General features: G+C 73.7%; 20 protein-coding genes. 7 read left to right on the forward strand and 13 right to left on the reverse strand.

The annotated features are described in order from the left end of the window. Positions 1 to 127 precede the first annotated feature (127 nt). The gene (locus ACFV0O_RS28405; RefSeq protein ID WP_380346555.1) at positions 128 to 2,890 is read left to right on the forward strand and encodes a hypothetical protein; all 2,763 of its coding nucleotides are present in this window, start codon (positions 128 to 130) and stop codon (positions 2,888 to 2,890) included. Between the two features lie 364 nt (positions 2,891 to 3,254). On the opposite strand, the gene ACFV0O_RS28410 is transcribed toward ACFV0O_RS28405, so the two are convergent. From ACFV0O_RS28410 to ACFV0O_RS28420, 3 genes are all read right to left on the reverse strand, one after another. Continuing rightward, positions 3,255 to 4,730 carry a hypothetical protein gene (locus ACFV0O_RS28410; RefSeq protein ID WP_380346516.1) on the reverse strand — a complete coding sequence of 492 codons (1,476 nt, stop codon included), beginning with the start codon at positions 4,728 to 4,730 and terminating at the stop codon, positions 3,255 to 3,257. 121 nt (positions 4,731 to 4,851) lie between these two features. Next, complete coding sequence (locus tag ACFV0O_RS28415) at positions 4,852 to 6,081, reverse strand: hypothetical protein (protein ID WP_380346517.1); 1,230 nt, start codon at positions 6,079 to 6,081, stop codon at positions 4,852 to 4,854. A 46-nt stretch (positions 6,082 to 6,127) separates the two neighbouring features. Then, positions 6,128 to 6,634 carry a SigE family RNA polymerase sigma factor gene (locus tag ACFV0O_RS28420; protein WP_380346518.1) on the reverse strand — a complete coding sequence of 169 codons (507 nt, stop codon included), beginning with the start codon at positions 6,632 to 6,634 and terminating at the stop codon, positions 6,128 to 6,130. Positions 6,635 to 6,746: 112 nt separating this feature from the next. Between ACFV0O_RS28420 and ACFV0O_RS28425 the strand changes: the two genes are divergently transcribed. The 4 genes from ACFV0O_RS28425 to ACFV0O_RS28440 all read left to right on the forward strand — a co-directional run bounded on the left by ACFV0O_RS28425 (position 6,747) and on the right by ACFV0O_RS28440 (position 10,208). Further along, a complete protein-coding gene (locus ACFV0O_RS28425) occupies positions 6,747 to 7,244 on the forward strand; it encodes a phosphoribosyltransferase (protein ID WP_380346519.1) in 498 nt (165 codons plus the stop codon). A gap of 168 nt (positions 7,245 to 7,412) precedes the next feature. Further along, complete coding sequence (locus ACFV0O_RS28430; protein ID WP_380346520.1) at positions 7,413 to 8,222, forward strand: phosphotransferase; 810 nt, start codon at positions 7,413 to 7,415, stop codon at positions 8,220 to 8,222. Between the two features lie 103 nt (positions 8,223 to 8,325). Continuing rightward, entirely contained in the window at positions 8,326 to 9,423 is a 1,098-nt protein-coding gene (locus ACFV0O_RS28435) for a serine hydrolase domain-containing protein (RefSeq protein ID WP_380346521.1), read from the forward strand. Continuing rightward, a complete protein-coding gene (locus tag ACFV0O_RS28440; RefSeq protein ID WP_380346522.1) occupies positions 9,420 to 10,208 on the forward strand; it encodes a MerR family DNA-binding transcriptional regulator in 789 nt (262 codons plus the stop codon). The genes ACFV0O_RS28435 and ACFV0O_RS28440 overlap by 4 nt, the downstream gene beginning before the upstream one ends. A 183-nt stretch (positions 10,209 to 10,391) precedes the next feature. On the opposite strand, the gene ACFV0O_RS28445 is transcribed toward ACFV0O_RS28440, so the two are convergent. The 7 genes from ACFV0O_RS28445 to ACFV0O_RS28475 all read right to left on the reverse strand — a co-directional run bounded on the left by ACFV0O_RS28445 (position 10,392) and on the right by ACFV0O_RS28475 (position 16,514). Further along, positions 10,392 to 10,886: a hypothetical protein gene (locus tag ACFV0O_RS28445; RefSeq protein WP_380346523.1), complete on the reverse strand. Its 495-nt coding sequence runs from the start codon at positions 10,884 to 10,886 to the stop codon at positions 10,392 to 10,394. Between the two features lie 117 nt (positions 10,887 to 11,003). Further along, positions 11,004 to 11,762 (reverse strand): IclR family transcriptional regulator, encoded by a 759-nt coding sequence (locus ACFV0O_RS28450; protein WP_380346524.1) that lies wholly within the window; start codon positions 11,760 to 11,762, stop codon positions 11,004 to 11,006. Between the two features lie 180 nt (positions 11,763 to 11,942). Then, the gene (locus ACFV0O_RS28455) at positions 11,943 to 12,275 is read right to left on the reverse strand and encodes a putative quinol monooxygenase (protein WP_360263135.1); all 333 of its coding nucleotides are present in this window, start codon (positions 12,273 to 12,275) and stop codon (positions 11,943 to 11,945) included. A gap of 221 nt (positions 12,276 to 12,496) precedes the next feature. Then, a complete protein-coding gene (locus ACFV0O_RS28460) occupies positions 12,497 to 13,531 on the reverse strand; it encodes a LuxR C-terminal-related transcriptional regulator (RefSeq protein WP_380346525.1) in 1,035 nt (344 codons plus the stop codon). A gap of 20 nt (positions 13,532 to 13,551) precedes the next feature. Then, positions 13,552 to 13,992, reverse strand: a complete 441-nt coding sequence (locus ACFV0O_RS28465; protein WP_380346526.1) for an ester cyclase — start codon at positions 13,990 to 13,992, stop codon at positions 13,552 to 13,554. A gap of 387 nt (positions 13,993 to 14,379) precedes the next feature. Further along, entirely contained in the window at positions 14,380 to 15,285 is a 906-nt protein-coding gene (locus ACFV0O_RS28470) for an NADP-dependent oxidoreductase (RefSeq protein WP_380346527.1), read from the reverse strand. Between the two features lie 158 nt (positions 15,286 to 15,443). Beyond that, positions 15,444 to 16,514 carry an alkene reductase gene (locus ACFV0O_RS28475; protein ID WP_380346528.1) on the reverse strand — a complete coding sequence of 357 codons (1,071 nt, stop codon included), beginning with the start codon at positions 16,512 to 16,514 and terminating at the stop codon, positions 15,444 to 15,446. 227 nt (positions 16,515 to 16,741) lie between these two features. On the opposite strand from ACFV0O_RS28475, the gene ACFV0O_RS28480 reads away from it, so the two are divergent. Continuing rightward, positions 16,742 to 17,272, forward strand: a complete 531-nt coding sequence (locus ACFV0O_RS28480; RefSeq protein ID WP_380346529.1) for a MarR family winged helix-turn-helix transcriptional regulator — start codon at positions 16,742 to 16,744, stop codon at positions 17,270 to 17,272. A 212-nt stretch (positions 17,273 to 17,484) separates the two neighbouring features. Further along, entirely contained in the window at positions 17,485 to 18,762 is a 1,278-nt protein-coding gene (locus ACFV0O_RS28485) for an aspartate aminotransferase family protein (protein WP_380346530.1), read from the forward strand. Between the two features lie 73 nt (positions 18,763 to 18,835). Here ACFV0O_RS28485 and ACFV0O_RS28490 read toward each other — a convergent pair whose 3' ends face one another. From ACFV0O_RS28490 to ACFV0O_RS28500, 3 genes are all read right to left on the reverse strand, one after another. Beyond that, a complete protein-coding gene (locus tag ACFV0O_RS28490) occupies positions 18,836 to 19,657 on the reverse strand; it encodes a thioesterase II family protein (RefSeq protein WP_380346531.1) in 822 nt (273 codons plus the stop codon). A 93-nt stretch (positions 19,658 to 19,750) separates the two neighbouring features. After that, a complete protein-coding gene (locus ACFV0O_RS28495) occupies positions 19,751 to 20,701 on the reverse strand; it encodes a nucleoside-diphosphate kinase (protein ID WP_360263154.1) in 951 nt (316 codons plus the stop codon). Positions 20,702 to 20,751: 50 nt separating this feature from the next. Further along, positions 20,752 to 21,693: a hypothetical protein gene (locus ACFV0O_RS28500; RefSeq protein WP_380346532.1), complete on the reverse strand. Its 942-nt coding sequence runs from the start codon at positions 21,691 to 21,693 to the stop codon at positions 20,752 to 20,754. Between the last annotated feature and the right edge of the window lie 6 nt (positions 21,694 to 21,699).

A 21,699-nucleotide genomic window follows, 5' to 3' on the forward strand; every position in this document is an offset into this window, starting at 1 on the left:
GGCGCGGCGCGGGTCGGCGTGTCCGCGCCGCGCGCCACCCCCACCGGGCGCGTCTGTGAGGGGGGGGGCCCCCCCGCGGGCGGGGCGGCGGGCGGGCCCCCACCCCGCACCCGACACCTTCGCCGCCCTGCGCACCCAACTGCACGACGCGGCCGTAGAGTTCGCCGGAGGACCCGGCGCCCTGGACGGCATCCTGCACGGCCTCGTCGACGACGTCGACCGCGCCCTGCGCGAGCCGATGGAGATCTTCCCCGTCTGCCACCACTCCCCCGCCTCCGCCACCGCCATGGCCCGCCGGCTGCGCGCCAAGCAGCCCAGGACGGTGTTCCTGGAGCTGTGCGAGGACATGACGCCGGTCCTCACCGAACTGCGCAACTGCCGCCTGCCGGTGGCGGTCCAGGCGTTCGCCACCCGCATCGACGGGTTCCCCGCCGACTGGGCGCCGCTGTCCGTCGTCGCGCCGATCACCGAGGCCTCCGCCGAGTACCAGGCCATCGCCTACGCGCTGGAGACGCCCGGTGTCGACCTGGTCCTCGTCGACCGGTCCAGCGACCACGTCTTCCAGTGGCAGCCCCGGCCGGACGCACCGGCCGAACCCGCCGCGGGCGAGGAGGAGTCCGCGCTGCACGGCGACGCCGTCGGCGTCGAACTCGGCGACCTGCGGCCCCGCTTCGCCGACCTGGAGAAGCACCTCCTGCGCCACGGCAACGTGCGGCACTGGTCGGAGTGGTGGCACCAGTACGTCGAGGTGCCGCTCGGCGACGCCGACCACGACACCTACCGGCAGGTCATGTTCCTGATCGGCAGCCTGTTCCGCCGGCTCGCACCCGGCGACCCGGACCGCGTCCGCGTGGACGAGGACCGCGAACGGTACATGTGGACCCGCATCCGCGAACACCTGGCCGCCACCGGCGCCGACCCGGCCGACAGCGTGTACGTCTGCGGCGCCTTCCACGCCGCCGGCCGCGTCGCCGAGTTCGGACTCCACGGCTCCGACACCTTCACCGTCACCCCGCGCACCGCCACCGAGTGGCAGTACGGCCTGATCCCCTCCAGCCACTCCGCCATCGAGGCGCAGTTCGGCCTCGAACGCGGCTCCGTGTCCATCGCCGCGACCCAGTGGGCGAAGAACCTCAAGCGCACCCGCACCCAGCCCTACCGGCTGAAGGGCCAGGCCGGTGGCAGGACGGGCACGAAGGCCGGGGCCACCTCCGCCCGGGCAGGCAAGGCCGCCGCGCCCACGCCGGTGACCGACACCGACGCCACCGACCAGCTGTCCCGGTTCCTCCAGCGCCCGCCCGCCCTCGACCGGCTCGACCAGGAGGAACTGCTCGGCTGGTCCGTCGACATCGTGCGCGCCGCCCGCGGCAACGGCTACCTCGCCTCCACCGCCGACGCCATCGCCGTGTACGAGACCGCCATCCTGCTCGCCGGGATGCGCGACCGGGCCAAGCCCACCCCGTACGACTTCGAGGACGCGGCGGTCACCTGCATCGAGAAGGACACCGTCCCCGGCCGGCGCGACGTCCGCCGCCTCGTCGAGATCATGATGGGCGGCGACCGGATCGGCCAGGTCGGCTACGAATCACTGCCACCGCTCGCCCGCGAGGTCCACGACCGCCTCGCGCCGCTCGGCCTGAACCTCCAGACCCGCGGCGTCAAACGGGCCCTGCTCGACCTCAAGTCCGACCCCGACCTGCGGCCCTGCTCCGACGTGCTCTGGATGCTGCGCCACCTGATCCCCGACGCCGCCCGCCCCATCATGGGCGAACGCACCCTCGGCGAGACCTCCGTACAGGAGTCCTGGGACGTCTCCCTCGGCACCCACCAACGGGCCCTGATCCAGCTCGGCTACGAAGGCGTCAGCCTCGAACAGGTCCTCGAACAGCGACTGCGCCGCGACGCCAACTCCCCGCAGGCCGACGCCGCGGTCGTCCTGCGGACCGTCGAGGACGCCACCCGCTACCTGGGCAGCCGCCGGCTCGCCGACGAACTCGGCACCCGGGCACTCGAGGCGCTGTCCACCGAACGCAGCGTCGACGGCGCGCCCGAAGTACTGCGCCGGGTACGGAAGCTGCTCGCCTTCTACCGCACCAGCGAACCCGTCCTCCCGGAATGGATCGAACGGTTCGCCAAGACCGGGTACGCGCACTACTGCACCCTGCTGCCGACGGCCTTCACCGACGAAGCGGCGACGGTGCGTCAGGTCGCGGCGACCCTGGGCTTCCTCTTCGGCATGGAGAGCCTGGCGCTCTCGCTCGGCAGCGACCGCACCCAGCTCGAACTGGCCGTCGCGCAGTCCCACCCGGAGGAACCGTCGAAGGTCGCCCTGCTGTGGGCCGCACAGGTCCACCTCGGCCACCTCACCCGCCACGACCTGCGCGAACGCTGCGCCGAACTGCTCGGCAACCCGCTCATGCTGCCCGCCTACCCCCGCTACCTCAGCGGGCTCCTGCACGCGCTGGAGCCCGTCCCGGGGCTGGTCGACCTCGTCGTCGAAGCCGTCTCCAACGCCTTCGCCCGGCTGCCCGACCCGGTCCTGCTGCCCTGGCTGCCCACCCTCATCACCACCCTGCGCGCCGGCGGCGCCGACCTGGCACCCCTGCTGACCCGAGAAGCCGGACGCCTCTTCCCCGGCCGGCTCCCCGCCCTGGACGCCTGGGTCCCGCCGTGGCGCGCGACGGCGCCCGAACCGGCCACACCCGGCATCGAACCCGCCGGCCGGGGATCCGCCCTGCTCGCCACGCACCCCGGCACCTGCGACGCCCTCGCGGACCTCCTCGGCTGCGACGGCACCTGGGCGGCACCGGGCACCCCGACGGGCTCGGCCCTGCTCGGCCGGCACCCCGGCACGGCCGACGCGCTCGCACTCCTGCTCGGCGCGGCATGAGCCGGCATGCCGGGCCGACGGAGGGCTGAGCCGCCGGCGAAGGGACGGGCCGTCCGCCCGGGACGGGCCGTCCCGCTACGGGCCGTACCGCTACAGGCCGTACCGCTACAGGCCGTTGACGCGGCCCGGTTCGCACCGGGCGTCGATCCCGGCGCTCTCCGCCTCGCGCGGCCGCGCGTCCAGGGCGACACCGGTGACCTGCCGGGCACGGGTGCGGCCACCGTTCGATCGTCGTGCGTTGTGGCGACAGACGAAGATCAACCGATGGCCGTGGGCCAGAGCGTATCCCCTGTCCGGTGACAGTCGGTATTCGACGGCCTGAGCGGAGATCAGGCCGCACGCACTCGCCGCTTGGCGACAGGGCCTACACGCCCGCCCGGGTCAGCAGCCGGTCCATCTGCTCGACGGGAAGGAACGGCGACGCGGCAGCGGCCTCCGCGACGAACTCCGAGGAGTCGGCGAGGAGGCGGAGCAGAGAGGAGAGCGGGAGGTTGCGGTGCTGCGCAACCGCGCGGCGGACTCGCACGTCGGGGTCCGTGGCCAGCTTCTGGGCGACTTCCGGGGGCAGATCCGGGTCGCGGGGCGCGAAGGAGCGGAGGCGGGGCTCGGGGTCGGTGGCGAAGCGGCGCAAGGTTTCCGGGGGAAACGTCAGGACCTCCGCCTTGTCCCACCAGAACGTGAACTTGTCCCGTCTACGGTAGCGGCGCTCGATGGCCTCGGCCGTCGCGAGGTCGACCAAGTGCGGGGCGGCGTACGCCATGGTGAGCCGGACGATCTCCTCCTCGTCGTCGAGCAGTCGGGCCACCGCATCGACAGGCAGAGCCTTGCCGCCGGCAGCCGCTGAGACCCGGAAGGCCACATGGGGCGAATCGACGTGCGGCAGCGGATCGGCCCTGACCCAGTCCAGGCGCAGGATCCGCAGTTCCGTGGGTGCGGAGGCGTCCATGCACCACTGCAGGAGCGCGTCATCGTCGGCGTCGGGGCCCGGGTCGACCAGCGCGTGCGCAAGCTCGTGGACCGAGGCGTGGATCTCCGCCCGCACGTGCTCCGGGGTGTCGGGCCGGGCGAAGACGTTCACCCGGACGCGCAAGGACGGATCGACGGCGAGGACGTCGCGCACGTTCGGCGGCACGTCGGGATGCCGGGCCAGTTGGGCGCGCACCTCGCCGTCCGGGTCCTCGGCGAGCGACCGGAGCGTGTCCGCGTCGAGAACCGCGTGGACCACCGCGCCCGCCCGGGTCCCCGGGTCCGCCAGCAGTGCCGGCACCAGGTCTGCGGGCGGTACCGGATGCGGAAGGCGCGCGAAGTAGGTGGCGCAGGCCGCGGCGCGGACCGTGGCCGCCGGATCGGTCAGCAGGATCCGGCGGACCGCTTCCGGCGCCTGTGTCCAGTGCTTCGCCAACTCGGCGCGCACCGCGGGGTCGGGGTCGGCGGCGAGACGGAACCGGAGGTCGGACGGCGTGTGGTCGTTCCTGGCGAGCTCCTCGCGCACCTTGGGCTCCGGATCGTCGATGAGCCGCTCCAGCACCGCCCTCGGTGCGGTCGCTGCCCGGCTGACGAGCGCGGACCGCACGGACTTGTCCCGATGGGCGGCCAGCTGGATACGGAACCGGTCCGGCAGCCGGTCGTTGAGCGCCAGGCTGTGCAGGAGCCATTCGTCGTCGAGCGCGATGATCTCCGCGATCATGTCCTCCGTGAGGTCCGGGCGCCCCGCCACCCGTCCCCAGCCCCGCCGCCATCCGAACATCCGCCGGACCATGGGAGCCGGCAGGGCGGAGTTCACGGCCAACCCGTCCATCACCGCGTCGAGGTGAACCGGGGTCAGGGCATCAGCGTCCATGCGGCCAGGATGCCAGGCACGCTCCGGCGCGCCGCCGCCGGGTCACGGCCGGCAATTCCGTTCCCCGGCGTGCCGGGGCCGGACGGCCTGCTGACAGGCTGCCTCGTGATCCAGGGGCCGGTCAGGGGCGCCAGGCGGGGGCGGTGGCGATGGTCCTGAGTTGGTCGACCGTCAGGGCCGGGGTGCCCGGGAGTGCCTGGGCTTCGCTGGTGCCGTTCCATTCGGTCGCGAGGACGCGGGTGCCGTCCGGGTGCAGGACCTCCACGCTCCACCACAGTGTCGGGCCTCCGCCGGTCTTGGTCGCGCCGGTCTCCCGTACCAGCACGCTCGACCCGTCCGGGGCGTGCGTGAGGGTGCCCGACGTGTCCTGCTCGAACGCCTCGCGTTCGCGGGCCGCTTCGGCCTTGTCGCCCGGGCGGGGCTGGATGTGGACGGCGAGCATGCTGGTCCGGCCTTCCAGGGTGAGCGAGAGGTGGGCCTGGCCCGGGGTGTGCTGCGCGGCGCCGCTGTCCGTGACTGCGCCGGGCGGGAGCAGGGTGGTGGCGGTGGCCAGGATCTGCGCGGGTGCCGGTCCGGACGCGGCGGGTGCGGTGCCCGTGGTCCCGGTCGGGGCGGGGTTGGCGAAGACCGGGTTCCAGGCGCTGCTGGTGACGGCGGCGACGAGCTGTGCGCTGGTCAGCGGTGGGGCGGGGCGGGACAGCGGGGGCCCGAAGCTGGTGGAGTTGACCTCCCAGATGCCCACCTGGCGCCCGTCGGTGCCGGTGTAGGTCGCCTGCCACTTGGTGACCTGGGCCTGCGCGTCGGGGGCCAGTTTGTCGACCACCACGATGCCCCCGTCGGGCAGGACGGTGCGCTCGCAGCCCTCGCTCGGTGCCTCGACCGGGTCGACGCACTGGGTGCCCCGGGTGGCGTCGGTGATCGGCAGGGCGGCGCGGTTGATGGTCAGGTTCACCATGCCGGCGCCGTTGCCGTCGTCGTAGAGCACGAACGCGGACGGCGGCAGGCCGGGGACGGGCCCGTCACCGACGCCGTTGCCGTGCGTGGCGCCGATCCGGCCGGGCGGCAGGACGGAGGTGAGCGTGTCGGTCATGAACCGGGCGGTGATCTGCTCGGGCCACCCGGCGGTGGGTGCCGTGGCGGTGCCGGTGCCCGCGTCGGCGCCCGGGTGCCACACGGCCAGGGCGACGACGGCGGCCGCGGTGAGGGCCGCGCCGCCGGTCAGCACCGCCTGGCGGCGCCGGTGCCGGCGGTGGTGCCGGCGGGCGCCGTCGGCGAGGCCGGCCGCCGACGGGGCGGGGGCCAGGTCGGCGGCGTCGCGCAGGAGGCGCGCGAAGGTGTCGTCCGGGGACATGCCGTGACTCCTCATCTCGTTCGTGGGTGCGGTGGACGCGGTTCGGTCAGGAGCGGGCGAGGTCGTCCAACTCCGTGCCCAGCACGGCACGCAGCCGCGTCAGGGCGCGGGAACTGCGCGACCGTACGGCGCCCGCGCTCAGCTGCAGGACGTGCGCCGTGTCCTCGACGCTGCGGTCCTCCCAGAAGCGCAGGACGAGGACGGCCCGGTCCGGCGGGGGCAGTTCGCCCAGCGCCCGCAACAGGGTCAGGCGCAGGGCGGGGTCGGAGTCGGCGACCGCGGCCTCGGCGAAGGTGTCGGTCACGTGCTCGGTGCTGCTGCGGCGCCGACGGTGGGACAGGAAGGTGTTGACCAGGACGGTCTGGGCGTAGCCGGCGGGGTTGTCCAGGCGCGCCACGCGGCGCCACTTCCCGTAGAGCTTGCCGAGGGCCTCCTGGGCGAGGTCCTCGGCGAGGTACGCGTCGCCGCCCGTCAGCAGGAAGGCGGTCCTGACCAGGTGCTGCCCCCGTGCCGCGGCGAACTCCCGGAAGTCCGGGGTGGTTGAGCGGTCCATGTCTCTCTAACGCGGTGGGGGCCGGTTTTCGTCGCACGCGCGCTCGTTCTGCTTCCGCTCCCCGGCGTGCCGGTGCTCCCCGCCCGGCCGGCGGCCGAGGACACTGGGCGCTGTGACTGACGTGCGCGAGACCTTGGATTACCAGGAATTCGGTCGGGTGGTGCGCGAACTCGCGCAGACGATCGCCGACGACGGGTACGAGCCCGATCTCATCCTGAGCATCGCCCGTGGCGGTGTGTTCGTGGCCGGCGGTCTTGCGTACGCGCTGGACTGCAAGAACATCCACCTCGTGAACGTGGAGTTCTACACGGGCGTGGGCACCACCCTGGAGATGCCCGTCATGCTGGCGCCCGTCCCCGCGGCGATCGACTTCACCGCCAAGAAGGTCCTGATCGCCGACGACGTCGCCGACACGGGCAAGACGCTGAAGCTGGTGCACGACTTCTGCCTCGGTCACGTCGCCGAGGTGCGGTCCGCCGTCATCTACGAGAAGTCGCACTCGCTCGTGAAGTGCGAGTACGTGTGGAAGCGGACCGACCACTGGATCGAGTTCCCGTGGTCGACGCAGGGGCCGGTCGTCAAGCGCGACGGCCAGGTGCTCGACGCCTGACCGGCCCGGGGCGCCCCCGGCGGAAGCGGCTCGTTCCTCGCCCCCGTCGCGTTCACCGGTGACGGGGGCGAGCAGCAGGTGGTGCATGATGCACGGCATGAGTGGACGGGTGGTCAGCAGTCGGGAGCGGGGGCCTGCCGGTCGCAGCGGCGGCCACGGGGGCTCCGCATGACGGCGTCGCGGCGGTCGGACGGGGACGCGCTGGCGGGCGGCGGCGTCAACCACGTCGTGCGGGTCGGTTCGACGGTCCGGCGGCCCGCGGGTCCGTGGAGTCGCACGGTCCAGGCCCTGCTGGACCACCTGGGGGAGGCGGGGTTCGCCGGTGCCCCGCGAGGGCACGGTTTCGACGCCGAGGGCCGGGAGGTCCTCGATTTCGTCCCCGGTCGCGTCGCCGGTTACCCGCTGCCGGACCACGTGCGGTCGGACGCGGCGCTGCGGGCCGTGGCGGTGATGCTGCGCGCGTACCACGACGCCACCGTCGGCTTCGTGCCTGGGGCGGACGCCCGGTGGTACTTTCCCGCCCGTGAGCCGGCCGAGGTGATCTGTCACGGCGACGTCGCCCCGTACAACTGCGTCTTCCGCGACGAGCGGCCGGTCGCGTTCATCGATTTCGACACCGCCCATCCCGGTCCGCGCGTCTGGGACCTCGCCTACGCCGCCTACCGGTTCGTGCCGCTGACCGATCCGGGCAACGAGGACTTCACCCTCCCGGTCGGGGAGCAGGTGCGCAGGCTGCGGCTCCTCGCGGACGCCTACGGGCTGGACGACGGTGGCCGCGCAGCACTGGCCGACACGGCCCGGCACCGGCTTGAGCACCTGGTACGTCACATGCGCGGGCAGGCCGAGGCCGGCTCCGCGGCGTTCGTCGAGCACGTCACCGCCGGGCACGACGCCCTGTACCTCACCGACGCGGCACACATCGCCCGTCACACGGCAGCCTTCACGCAGGCGCTGAGCCGGACCGCGCCGCAGCGGTGACGCTGTGAGCCGGATCACGGTTGAGGTTGACCTCGGGGCAGGGTGGAGGCTCGTCGCAGCGGCAGGACGCCGCACCGGGCACCACCGAGGCGAAGGAGCAGCCATGTCCACCGATCTTTCCGGTCAGGTCCTGAATCGTCCGCAACTGCGGGCTGCGGTCGATGAGTTGATCGAGTCCGGATTCCTCGGGGTCCAGGTCCGGGTGAACGACGAGCGGGGCGAGTGGGTCGGCGGTGCCGGCGTCCGCGAGCTGGGCGGGAGCGCCGAGGCGCTGACGAACGGACACTTCCGGATCGGCAGCAGCACCAAGAGCTTCGTCGCCACCTCGGTGCTGCTGCTGGTGGCCGAGGGCCGGATCGGCCTTGACGTCCCGGCCGCCGGCTACCTGCCCGAGTTCGGGCTCGACCGGCGGATCACGGTGCGGATGCTGCTGCAGCACACCAGCGGGATCTTCAACCACACCGGCGAGCTCTACGAGGACGGGACGGTCGCGCTCGGCGTTCCCTGGCAGGGCAAGGAGTGGGTGGACAACCGGTTCAGGACCTATCCGCCCGAGGAGCTGGTGAGGTTGTCGCTGTCCAGGCCGGCCCGGTTCGCGCCGGGGACGGGCTGGAGCTACGCGAACACCAACTACGTGCTGGCCCGGCTGGTGGTCGAGCGGGTCACCGGCCGTCCGTTCGCCGAGGAGGTGCAGCGGCTGGTCCTGGGACCGCTGGGCATGACCGGCACCCGTGCGCCGGGCGCCTCGCCGGAGGTCCCGGAGCCGTACAACCACGGCTACTACCGCTACGAGGACGCCGGGCGGGAGCGGACGGTCGACGTCACCCGGCAGAACCCGACCTGGGTCGGCGCCGGCGGGGACATGATCTCGACCACCCGGGACCTGCACACCTACTTCTCCGCGTTGATGGGCGGCAGGCTCCTGCCGGCCGAGCTGCTGGCCGAGATGCGCACCCCGGAGGCGACCGTCGGCTACGGCCTGGGGGTGTTCGCGCAGGACACCGCGGCCGGCACCGTCTTCCACCACAACGGCGCCACCATGGGCTCGGCGGCGCTGATGTACGGCGCCCCCGACGGCAGCACGACCCTGACCGCCGGGCTGACCTGGGTGGACGACGCCGACCTGTCGATAGCCCCGGCGTTCCGGGCCGCCCAACAGCGTTTCGTCGACGCGGTGTTCTGCGGCAAGCTGGGCCGATGAGGAACGCAGCGGGGAACGGGGTGACGATCGGGCAGGCGGCCGCGTTCGTCGGCGTCACGGTGAAGACGGTGCGGCACTACCACAAGCTCGGCCTGGTCGCGGAGCCGGACCGGGACGGCTCCGGCTACCGGCGTTACGGCTCCGGCGAGTTGCTGCAGCTGGTGCAGGTGCGGACCCTGGCCACCGCAGGCGTCCCGCTGGCCGGGATCGGGCCCGTGCTCGACTCCGACGCCGAGCGGTTCGGCGCCGAACTCGCCGACGTCGAACGGCAGCTCACCGCGCGCATCGACGAACTCGTCGCCCGCCGCGACACGCTGCGCCGGCTCGCCGACGGCGACCGGGCCCTGCTGCCCGACCGGGCCTGCGCGGTCCTGGCCCGGATGGCCGACCTCGGCTTCGGCCCCGACTACGTGGCCGCGCAACGCGAGGCCCTGGTCCTGGCCCGGGCGCTGGTGCCGGAGGGCTTCGACGGCTTCCTGTCCCAGCTCGAACACGGGCTGGACGACCCCGTACACATCGAGCTGACCAAGCGCGGCTGGGAGGCCGAGAGCTGGGAGCCGGACGACCCGCGGATCGAGGAACTCGCGACCTCCATGGCCGAGCACTACCTCGCCGACCCCGGGCTGCTCGGGGACCCCGCCAGCCTGCGGGCCTGGGCCAAGGCCTCGGCCCAGTACGAGCTGATCAACGGCCACCGCGGGGACCGGGCACCGGTCGCGGCCCGACTGACCGCGCTCACCGAGTCCAAGCTGCGCTCCGCGGGCGGGCCCGTGCCGCACCGCTGACGAGGCCCGCGTGCCCCGGGGCGGAGAACGACGGTTCCCGGGAACGGTCGTTCTCCGGACGGCGGTTACCGGAACGGCCGTTCCCCGAGGCGTTCCCGAAGCGTTCCCCGAGGTGGTGGTGTCCCCGAGGCGTTCCCTGGGCGGTCGCCGAGGCGGTCACCGACGGCCGGAGGGCGGGATCCCTCACCCCGCCGTCAACTGACGGTGGGTGACCCGGACGACCTCGTGCCAGAACGGCGCGGCTGACAGGTAGCCGCCGAGCGCGGCGAGCACGCCGAACGACACGTCGACGCTCACCCGGCCCTGCTCGGCCCAGTAGACGTCCTGCAGGTCCAGCAGCAGCGCGAACTCGTCAGTGATCAGGGCCGCGCCCGCACCGTAGACGGCCGCCACCGCCGGGTGGCCGACCGCCTGCTCGTCACCGCGGACGGCCACCAGGCCGACGCCGGCCAGTGCCGCGATGCCGAGGTTGTAGTGGTGCAGGTGCTTCCCGCCTGCCGAGACGTCGCCCCACGGCAGCCAGCCGCCCTTGATCCCGTGCGTGATGAACCGCACCGTGGCGAAGGTGGTGCCGAAGGCGGCCCACATGACCACCAGCGACCGCTTCGTCGGCGTCAGGTGCCGGTCCGCTGCCTGCCGCCACGCGCCCACCAGCCGCGCAGGTGCCGCCGTTGCCATGCCGCCGACCTCCGACCGCCGTCCGGTCCCCCACGGCCGACGCTAGCCGAGGTGGTGCCGGCCCACCCCCCGACTGCCGCGGCCGCGGGGGGCGGGTGGCCACCCGGACGGCCGTCGTCAGGGCAGAGCGAGCGGCGAGGCCTCCCGGGCGGCCTGCTTGACGGCGGCGATCAGCTGGTGCCGGCGGGCCCGCAGATCCTCGGGCCTGACGGACAGCGACACGCTCCCGATCACGGCACCGTTCGCCCCGAGCACGGGGGCGGCCAGACAGGCCAGCCCCGGCCGGGCCTCCTCGACGTCCAGGGCGACGCCGATCCGGCGGATCCGCCGCAGCTCCCGGTCGAGCCGTTCGGCGGAGGCGATGGTGTGCGGGGTGAACCGGTGCAGCCCCGGCTGTTCGAGGTAGCGGCGGCGCGCGGCCGGCCCGGCGGCGGCCAAGGCGATCTTGCCGTGCGCGTAGGCGTGCGAGCGGGGGTCGATACCGACGGTCAGGTCGACCGGCTCGGCGCCCTCGACGGCCGCGGTCCGCACGTCCGCGATCACCAGACCGTCGCCCTGGTAGGCCACGTAGTTCGCGGAGGCGTGGGTGGAGTGCCGCATGCGCGCGAGCACGCCGTCGATGCCGTCGGCGAGGCCCATCTGCTGCCGGAACGCCCGGTGGAGGGCCGAGATCCGGTACCCGAGGGTGTAGCCGCCGTCGGTGCGCACCAGGTAGCCGCGCTCGGTGAGCGGGGCCAGGAGGGTGTAGACCGTCGACAGGGCGCAGCCGAGCGTGCGGGCCAGGGCCTTGGCCGGGACCGGCCCGTCGGCCTGCGCGACGAGTTCCAGCACCTCCAGGGTGCGGTCGGCGGCGCGCGGCCCGGTCTGGCCCGCCATGGCGAACGCTCCTCCTGCTGGTCTTCCGTGACCCGTCCAGTGTGCCGGTGGGCGGACCGGGACGACCGACCGGCCCCCGGGTACGAGCGTCCCGGGGGCCGGGACCCGGGCTCGGGCGCCGGGCTCGGGCGGCGGGGTCAGGCCCGGGGCTCGGGCCCGGGTCAGGCCCGGGGCCCGGGGTCAGGACTCGTGGGGCGAGATCTCCCCCATCAGGTCCCAGCCGTCACGCTCCGGGAGGTCGATGCTGATGATCTTCGGCTTGGCCGCGACCGCGCCGGACAGCGTCTCCATCGCCTGCCGGAAGTGCGCCGACTCGACGTGGGCCCGGCCGGCCTCGCCGTCGCGGAACCCCTCCACCAGGACGTACTCGTTCGGGTCGTCCATGCTGCGGGACCAGTCGAAGAACAGGTTGCCCGGTTCGGCGCGGGTGGCCTCGGTGAAGTCGCGGACGATGTCCGGCCACTGCGCGGCGCGCTCGGGGCGGACGGGGAACTTCACGGTGATGAAGATCATGGAGGTCCTTCGGATCGGGGAGGACGGTCGGGTCCTCACCTTGCCCGAGCACCGGCCGGCACCGGAAGCAAGCGGCGCCGCGATTCCACCCATGCCGGAATCGCGCCGCGAGTCGGGTCACGAGCCGCGCCGCGAGTCGGGTCACGAGCCGCGCCGCGAGTCGGGTCGCGTGTCGGGTCGCCCCGGGTCGGGAGCTCGACCGGGCCGGCCGGCGCCCCTCCCTACGCGGCCCCTGACAGGTCGGCCAGCACGACGGCGACGAGTTCGCGGCGGCTCCGGACACCGAACTTGTCGAAGACGGCGGTCAGGTGTTCCTGCACGGTGTTGGCGGAGATGTGGAGTTCGTCGACCAGCTGACGGGTGGAGTGCCCCCGGATGACCAGGGCTGCGACGCGGGTCTGGGCGTCGGTGAGTCCGTGGGCGCTGAGCAGGACCGCTCCGAGTTCCGCCGGTCGGGCCGGTTCCACCACCACGCCGATCTGCCGGCCCAGGCGGCTGGTGTGCAGGGCGAGCCACCGGCCCGAGCGCCCGCGGACGCGGACGGTCGAGGGCACCGGGCCGGCGGCGGCCGCGAGCACGCTGACCGGGAGCAGGCCGGCGTCCTGCCGGTCGCCGTCGGGGAAGTCGGTCAGCCACTGCTCGGCCTCGGGGCTCATGGACACGGTCCTGAGCGCGGAGTCGAGCAGGATGAGGCCCACCCCGTCCGGGCCCGCGGTGGCCTCCGGGGGCGGTGCTGCGGTCACCGCCGTGCGCAGGCCGGTCGCCAGCACCGGCGCGATGCGCCGGACGAGGGCGATCTCCTCGCCGGTGAAGCCCGGGGAGGAGTCCTCCCGGTGCAGGCAGAGCACGCCCCAGCAGCGGTGCCCGGTGACCAGCGCGGCGCGCAGTTCGTCGCCGAGCCCGAGGGGGGCCATGATCTCCCGGTAGCGGGCGCTGTCCCTCCGGTTGCCTTCGGTGGCCCGGTCCAACGAGCCGACCGGATCCGCCGCCCGGGCGAGGCCGGCGAACTTGTTGACGTCCGCGCGCCCGAACTCGTTGTCGAGGAAGAGCGCCGTCGCGGGGCCCAGCGGGTCCTCGGCGGTCGCCGAGGTGAACAGCAGGGTCACCGGATCGACGGTCGCGGAGAAGGCCGCCTCCGCCGGTACCACCCGGCGCAGCCGGCCGAGGATCTCCGTGCCCAGCGCGGCGGTGTCCAGCCCGCCTTGGCACCGTCGTTCGATGTCGGCGAGCCGCCGTTCCACGGCCGCACCTGCCACGAACACGACTCTACTCCCGACTACTCCGGGCCCTGGACGAGCCCGAGCTGGCGCAGCAGTCCCAGGTCGTCGAGCCGACCCCAGCGTTCGACGATGCGGCCCTCCCGGAGCCGGAAGATGTTGATCCCCCGGAGCGTGACGGTGCGGCCGGTGGCCGGCGCGCCGAAGATCTCGCCGAGCTGGGTGCCGGTGGCGCTGAAGTGTTCCACGACCACGTCGTTCTCGGCGACGAGGAAGTCGGGCGTGGAGTGCCAGTCCGGGAAGGCACCGCGGAACAGGGCGGCGGCCCTGCGCATGCCCTCACGGCCGGTGTCGGGGTCGACCGGCGGGTCGTGGTCGAGGAAGTCCTCGGCGAGGTACTCGTCGACCGCCGCGAGGTCGCCCTTGGTGAACAGTGCGTCGATGAAGGCACGCACGATCTCTCGGTTGTCTGCGGTTCGGGTCTTCTCGATGGTGTCCATAGCCACAGTCTTCGACGGCGCCCGGGCTCCCGGTACCCCAGAAAGCTGGGGTTTCTCCCCACGCGCCCGGTCAGGTCGCCGTGGTCGTGCGAGCCCTGGGCCGTAGGGGGGCGGTGGCCTGACATTCGCGAGCATCGCCGAGGCCGGGGTGGAGCGCTCGCCGGAGGCACCTCTCGGCGCGGTCGGTGCACGCTCCGTGAGCTGCTAGTATTCCTGTTGTCGCGAGGGAGAATGATTCCTCGCCAGGCGTCAGCGGTGCTACCAGAGCACGTCCTACTTTCAGTAGGAAGAGTCCGTGCGATCCGGGCCTGGCGCTCCACAGTCGGAAAGGGTCCGGCGCCTCCCCAGGTGCCGGCCCCTTTCCGCGTTCCCTCCCGTGACTGCCGGTCAGGGCAGGAGGACCACCTTGCCGCTGGTGCGGTGGGCTTCCAGGTCCGCGTGCGCGGTGGCGGCCTGGTCGAGCGGGTAGGTGCGGCCGATCGGCAGGGTGAGCCCGCCGGCCGCGGCCAGTCGCACCAGCTCCGGGAGGGGGTCGGTGGTCTGGTCGGCGGCGCCCGCGCTGAAGCGCACGCCGTGCTGTCGCGCGGACATGTCGGCGATGGTGATGACCGCGCCCGGGTCCCCGGTCAGCGCCACGGAATCGGCGAGCACGCCCGCGCCCGCCGCGTCGAGGACCAGGTCCACACCGCCGGGAGCGGCGGCCTTCACCCGCTCGACCCAGCCGTCGCCGTAGCGGACCGCGGTCGCTCCGAGCGCGGTGACGCGCTCGATGTCCGACTCGCCGACCGTGCCGACCACCGTGATGCCGCGGGCGACGGCCAGCTGCGCCGCGATGACGCCCACGCTGCCGGCGGCGCCGTGGACCAGCAGCGTCTGGCCCGCCTGAGCGCCGAGCTGCCCCAGCACCCGGTGCGCCGTCCGGCCGACGGTGACCAGCGCGGCGGCCACCTCCCAGGACATTCCCTCGGGCTTGGCCACCGGCCGCTCCAGCAGGGCGTACTCGGCGTAGCCGCCACCCACGGCGGCGCCGAGGACCTCCTCCCCCACGGCCACGGCCGCGCCCTCGCCGACCGCGTCCACGACACCGGACGCGTCCAGGCCCGGGATCACCGGAAAGTCCACGGGGGACGTCCCGGCCATCAGGCCGGAGCGGACCTTCAGGTCGAGCGGGTTCACGGAGGCGGCCTTGACCTTGATCCGGACCTGGCCCGGGCCGGGCTCGGGCACGGCGACCTGCGACAGCCGCAGGACCTCGGGCCCGCCGTACTCGGAGAAGGTGATTGCAGTGGACATCGTGAACTCCCAGGTGGTGACGGGTGGAGATGACTGGAGACGGAGGGGGACGGGCGGGACGGACGGCGGCCGTGGGACCAGGGGACCGCACGGACGGTGTCCGGCCGCGCGGCCACGCCGGTGGCTCCGCCGGTCGGGCAGCCGGAGCGGTCAGGCAGTCAGGCGGTCAGGGTGGGGTAGTCGGTGTAGCCGCGGTGGTCGCCGCCGTAGAAGGTGGCCGTGTCGGGGGTGTTGAACGGGCCACCGGCGGCCAGGCGGGCCGGCAGGTCGGGGTTGGCGAGGAAGAGCGCCCCGAAGGCGATGATGTCCGCGGTCCCCTCCTCGACCAGGGCCAGAGCGTCCGGGCCGGTGGCCTCGGGGTGGGTGAACGGGTTGAGGACGAGGGTGCCGGTGAACCGCTCGCGCAGTTCCAGGGTCAGTTCGCGGTCCGGGCCCTCCAGCACGTGCAGGTAGGCGAGGCCGACCGGCTCCAGCGCGGCCACCAGGGCGCGGTAGGTGTCGCGGTGGTCGTCCTCGGCGATGTCGTTGTACGGGTTCGCCGGGGAGATCCGCAGGCCCACGCGGTCGGGGCCGATCGCCTCGGCCACGGCGGTGACCACCTCGACGGCGAAGCGGATCCGGCCCTCGACCTCGCCGCCCCAGTCGTCGGTGCGCCGGTTGGCGTTGGTGGACAGGAACTGGTGGACCAGGTAGCCGTTGGCGCCGTGGATCTCCACGCCGTCGAACCCGGCCTCGACGGCGGCGCGGGCCGCGGCGGCGAAGTCGTCGACCGTCCGGCGGGTCTCCGCATCGCTCAGCTCCTTGGGCGTCACGAAGTCCTTCGGCCCCTCGGCGGTGTAGACCTGGCCCTTCGCGGCGACCGCCGACGGGCCGACCGGCACCAGGCCGTCGGGCAGCAGGCTGGGGTGGCCGATCCGGCCGGTGTGCATCAGCTGTGCGAAGACCACGCCGCCCTCGCGGTGCACGGCGTCGGTCACCGTCCGCCACGCGGCGACCTGACCGGGCGTGTGCAGGCCGGGGGTGTCGGGGTAGCCCTGGCCGACGGCGGAGGGCTGGATGCCCTCGGTCACGATCAGTCCGGCGCCGGCGCGCTGCGCGTAGTAGGTCGCCATCAGCTCGGTGGGTTCGGCGCCGGGGCCGAAGGCCCGGCTGCGGGTCATCGGCGCCATCGCGATGCGGTTCGCCAGGTGCTTGCCGGCCAGGACGATGGGATCGAACGCAGTGGTCATGGTCATTCCCTCGGGAGAAGGGGTGCTGTGCGGTCCGGGTCTTCCGGACCCGCACCCGGGGTGGTTACCTGCTCGAACAAGTAAACCTCGGGAATCCCTTCCCGGAGAACGATGTGATCCAGGTCACATGCTCTGAGCTGCTGGTATGCCACACCCCGCCCGGACGAACCGCGGGGAGGCGCATCGGAGAGTAGAGTTCTCCTGTTCAAGCAGTGAGTGAGGAAGCGATGACACAGCCCACACCGGCAGGCCGACCGACCCCCGAAGGACGGGAGGCCACCGTCCCGCTGCCCGCCGCGGCCGGGGGCGGACCGGTCAGCCACGCGATCTTCCGCCTGGCCCGCCTGCACCGCATGCACGCCGGACAGCTCCTGCGCCCCCTCGGCCTCCACCCGGGCCAGGAGCTCGTCATGATGCAGCTGTGGGAACTCGGCGCGCAGCGCCAGAGCGACCTCGTACGGCTGCTCGACTCCGACGCGGCCACCATGACCCGCACCGTCCAGCGCCTCGAACAGGCCGGCTTCGTCCGCCGCCGCCCCGACCCCACCGACCGGCGCGCGTCCCTCGTCGAACCCACCCCCGCCAGCCAGGCCCTGCGCCACGAGGTCGAACGGGTCTGGACCCAGCTGGAGGACCTCGTCGCCGCCGACCTGAGCGCCGACGAACGCACCGACGCCCGGCACACCCTGGAACGCCTGGAGCACAACCTCGCCCAGGCCGCCGCCGACCCCGACCGCGCCGCGGACACCGAGCCCTGAGCCGTACCCGGCGCGGGGGGGGGTGCGGCAGGCCGGCGCACCGAGGAGGCGCGGCGGCGGATCGCGGTGGCGCACTCGCGGCCCGTGTCGTCCCCGATTGACCGGGCTGCGGACCGGGGGTCGGGTAGCTTGCCTGGAAGCCGTCCACGCGTCGCGTCCCGGCTGCCCGACCGACGCCAAGTCGGTGCTGTCGCAAGGAGAGTGAGCCTCGCTTGTCGAACCTGCTCGACCGCCACCGCGCGGTCATGCCGAGGTGGATGTCGCTCTACTACGACGAGCCGATCGAGATCGTGAGCGGCGAGGGGCGCCGCGTCACCGACTCCGCCGGACGCAGCTACCTCGACTTCTTCGGCGGCATCCTCACCAACATGCTCGGGTACGACGTGCCCGAGGTGAGGGAGGCCGTCGAACGGCAGCTGCGCACCGGGATCGCGCACACCTCGACGCTGTACCTCCTCCGCACCCAGGTGGAGTTGGCCGAGCGGATCGCGGAGCTGTCGGGCATCGCGAACGCCAAGGTCTTCTTCACCAACTCCGGCACCGAGGCCAACGAGACGGCGCTGCTGCTCGCCACCAACGCCCGCCGGTCCGACCAGGTGCTCGCGCTGCGCAACAGCTACCACGGACGCTCGTACGCGGCCACGGCCGTCACCGGCAACCGGAGCTGGAAGAACTCCTCGCTCTCGCCCGTCAACGTGCACTACCTGCACGGCGCCGACCGCGCGCGCTTCCCGCACCTGTCGGACGAGGACTTCCTGGCCTTCTGCACGGACGATCTGCAGCAGGTCCTCGACACGGCCACCGCCACCGACGTCGCCTGCCTGATCGTGGAGCCCGTCCAGGGCGTCGGGGGCTTCACCGCACCGCCGGACGGGCTCCTCGCGCGGTACCGGGAGGTCCTGGACCGGTACGGGATCCTGCTGGTCTCGGACGAGGTGCAGACGGGCTGGGGCCGTACCGGAGAGCACTTCTGGGGCATCCGGGCGCACGGTGTGACGCCCCACGTCATGACCTTCGCGAAGGGCCTGGGGAACGGCTTCGCGATCGGCGGTGTCGTCGCGGACGGCGCGCTGATGGACGCGCTTCCGGCCAACGGCATCTCCACGTTCGGTGGCAACCCGATCGCGACGGCGGCCGCCAAGGCCACCCTGGACTACCTGCTCGCCCACGACCTCCAGGCCAACGCCGACCGGCTCGGCCGACTGCTGATCGACGGCCTGCGGTCCGCGGCGGAACGGCTCCCGGTCGCACGGGACGTCCGGGGCAAGGGCCTGATGTTCGCCGTCGACCTGGTCGACCCCGGCACCGGGGCGCCGAGCCCGGCGCTGGCCGCCCGGGTGCTGGAACACGCGAAGCAGCGGGGCCTGCTCATCGGCAAGGGCGGCCTCTACGGCCACGCCCTGCGGATGGCTCCCCCGCTCACCCTGACCGAGGACGAGGCGAGGGAAGGGCTCGGCATCCTCGTCGACTCGCTCGCCGCCGTCTGCTGACCTCGCCGCCGCCTGCCGACCCCACCGCAGGCTGCTGCCCCGCCGCCGTCTGCCGGCCCCACCGCCGGGCGGGTCACGGGGCCTTCGGCAGTGCGGCGGCCACGGTCCGGGTGACGGCGGCCAGGTTGGCCTCGTCGAAGACGGCGAAGTGGCCGCCGGGCAGGAGGTGCAGGGAGCCGGGGGCGGCGGAGTGGGCGCACCACGAGGTGAGGTCGTCCGGGGCGACCAGGCGGTCGTCGCGGCCGCAGAGGACCGTGATCGGGGCCTCGATGCGCAGGTCCGGGGAACGGTCGGAGGCTTCGGTGCCCAGGCGCAGGTCCGCCCGCAGGGTGCGCAGCAGGGCCGCACGCCACGGGGTGTCGCCGGCGAGTGCGGGGGGCATGTCGCCGCCGAGGTCGAGCAGCCGCAGGATGGTCGCGTCGTCGGTGTCCTCGGTGAGCCAGCCGTCCCGGCCGCCGGGGATGCTTCCGGAGGCGATGAGGCCGGTGCACCGGTCGCCGAGGGCGCGGGCGACGTGCAGGCCGACGGTGGCGCCGAGGCTGTGGCCGAACACGAGGGTCGGCAGGTCCGGGTGCGGGGAGTCCGGGAGGCTGTCCAGGACGTCGTCGAGGGTCGCGCCGGGTGGTTCGCCGTACCGGCGTTCGCGGCCCGGCAGGGTCAGCCCGAGGATCTCGACGTGCGCGGGGAGGTCGCCGAGGATCCGCCGGTAGCGGCTGGGGCCGGCGCCCGAGTGCGGGAGGACCAGCAGCCGGGCGGCGGGGGCCGCGGAGGGGCGCAGCGGTGTCCACCACTGCGCGGTGGCGGTGGCTGTGGCGGCGGCGCTGTCGGCGGTGGCAGCAGCGGTGGTGTCGGCGGGCGCGGGCCGGGGCTGCGGGGGGCGGAGGTCGGTTGCCATGGGGCCTTTCCGGGTGGTGCGGGGTGGGCCGGTCGGCCCGCTCCGGCCGGTCTTCGGCGGGTGCGTGGCGACCGGCCCGGTGCGGGTGCCGGGTCAGGCGAGCCAGGAGCCGGGGGCCGGGTTCCCGATGACCTTGATGCCGTCGGGCTCGTCCTCCTGGATGTGGCTGCTGCCGAGCATGGCCACGTCCCAGACGTCCAGGTCGAGTTCGAGGCCGGCCAGGGCGGCGGCGAACTCCCGCCACGGCAGCGGTTCGCCGCGGTCGGTGGCCGCCAGCTGCTCCAGCAACCGGGTGGTGGCCGGGGCGAGGTCGGGGCGTTCGGCGGCGCGCCCGCGGATGGCGGCGCCGATGCGCTCGACGGCGGCGTCGCGGTCGAGGACGGTGGCGCCGTACTCGCCGGAGTTCAGGACGTGGTCGAGGGTCTCCCGGTCGTCGGTGCCGGGGGCGCCGTCCGCGAGCCGGGTGATCAGGCGCTTGCGGGGTTCGGGGTCGGCGAGGAGGTTGAGTTCGCGGACCAGGTCGGCCGGCTCGTCGGCGCAGTGGATCATGCTGCACATCCGGTTGGGGCGGCCGATCACGCTGCGCAGGCTGTCGGCGGCCTGCTGGGTGATGTCGGCCTTGCCCTTGAGCGAGCTGAGGTGCACGGTCGCCGGGAGGGCGTGGTCGCCGTGCCGGCGCAGGAGCAGCAGGAGGGTGGGGCCGGCCTGGAGCACGAGGTCGTTGACGGCGAGGCGGTCGAGGGTGGCCAGGGTGTGCTGGTGGCGCCAGAGTTCGCGGCCGGTGTGCCGGTCGAAGCGGAACATCTCGGCGCCGATGATCGAGAATCCGTGGCTTTCGAGGAAGTCGCGGATGACCTTGAGCTTGCCGGTGGCCAGGCCGTCGGGCTTGACGAGCATGAGGGCCGAGCGGTGCAGGACCTCGGTGGTCGCGTCGCCGAGGGCCGTGCGGAGTTCGTCGTGGCCTTCCCGGAAACAGGTGTCCAGTTCGTAGTGGTAGGCCTTGACCGGCATGCGGGTGAGTGTGGACCAGTTGACGGTGCCCATGGTGCGGTTCGCTTTCTCGGTGGGGTCGTGCTCGCGGTGGTGCGGGTGGGTCAGGCGTCGAGGAGGGCGGTGAGGCGGGCGTGGTTGTCGTCGAGGTCCGGGCCGAGCCCGAACTCCAGGACGGCCATGCCGTGGAGCTGTCGTGTCAGGTCGTCCTCGACCCGGGCGAGGACGGCGGGGTCGTGCTTGCCGGCGGCGAAGTCGCTGCGGCACAGCTCCAGTGCGTCGGTGACGCTCACCGGCCGGGTCTGCCGGTGTTCGCGGGTCAGGACGAGCAGGGCCTGCGGGCGGACCGCGGGCTGCAGGCGGCCCTCGAAGGCGGCGGGCCATTCGAGCCGGTGCTTGTCCCGGGCGGGGACCGGGGCGGTGCGGGCGCCGGTCAGTTCGGGCCGGCTGCGGACGAGTTCCGGGTCGAGGTAGGCGACGCGGGGGTAGCCCCAGAAGCGGCCCTCGGGGTCGTCGACGTGACGCATCATCGCGTCCTCGCCGGCGAAGTGGGCGCCGCTCAGCAGCCCCCAGGCGGTGAACGTGGACTTGCCCACGCCGCTGTCCGCGGTCACCAGCGCGGAGCGGCCGCCCACGGACAGGGCTCCGGCGTGCAGCCCGTAGTGGTGGTCGGAGCGCAGGGTGAGGACGAGGAAGGCCTTCTCGACGAGCCAGCGGCCCCACACGATCGGGTCGTCCAGGTCGGCGCGGGACAGGGTGAGGTGGATGGTGCGCCGGGCGGGTTCGACGGTCGCGGTGGACCCGCCGGTGTCGATGACGACCCGGTCGTCGGTGTCCCAGTGCGGCGGGAAGTAGGGCGGTGCCGCGGTGGGTGCGGGGGCGGTCTCGGTCACCTCGACGGTGAGGGCGACGGTGGGCGCGCCGGGCCACGGGGCGGTGTCCGCGGCCAGCGGGGCGCCGAACAGCCGGGTGACGACGGCCCGGGCGTCCTCGGGGGCGGTGCAGGCCACCCGGTAGCCGTAGAACTCGTACGGGGCGTGGTGCATGTGTGG

Origin of the sequence: Kitasatospora sp. NPDC059577, assembly GCF_042735475.1 — a bacterium.
Taxonomy (GTDB): domain Bacteria; phylum Actinomycetota; class Actinomycetes; order Streptomycetales; family Streptomycetaceae; genus Kitasatospora.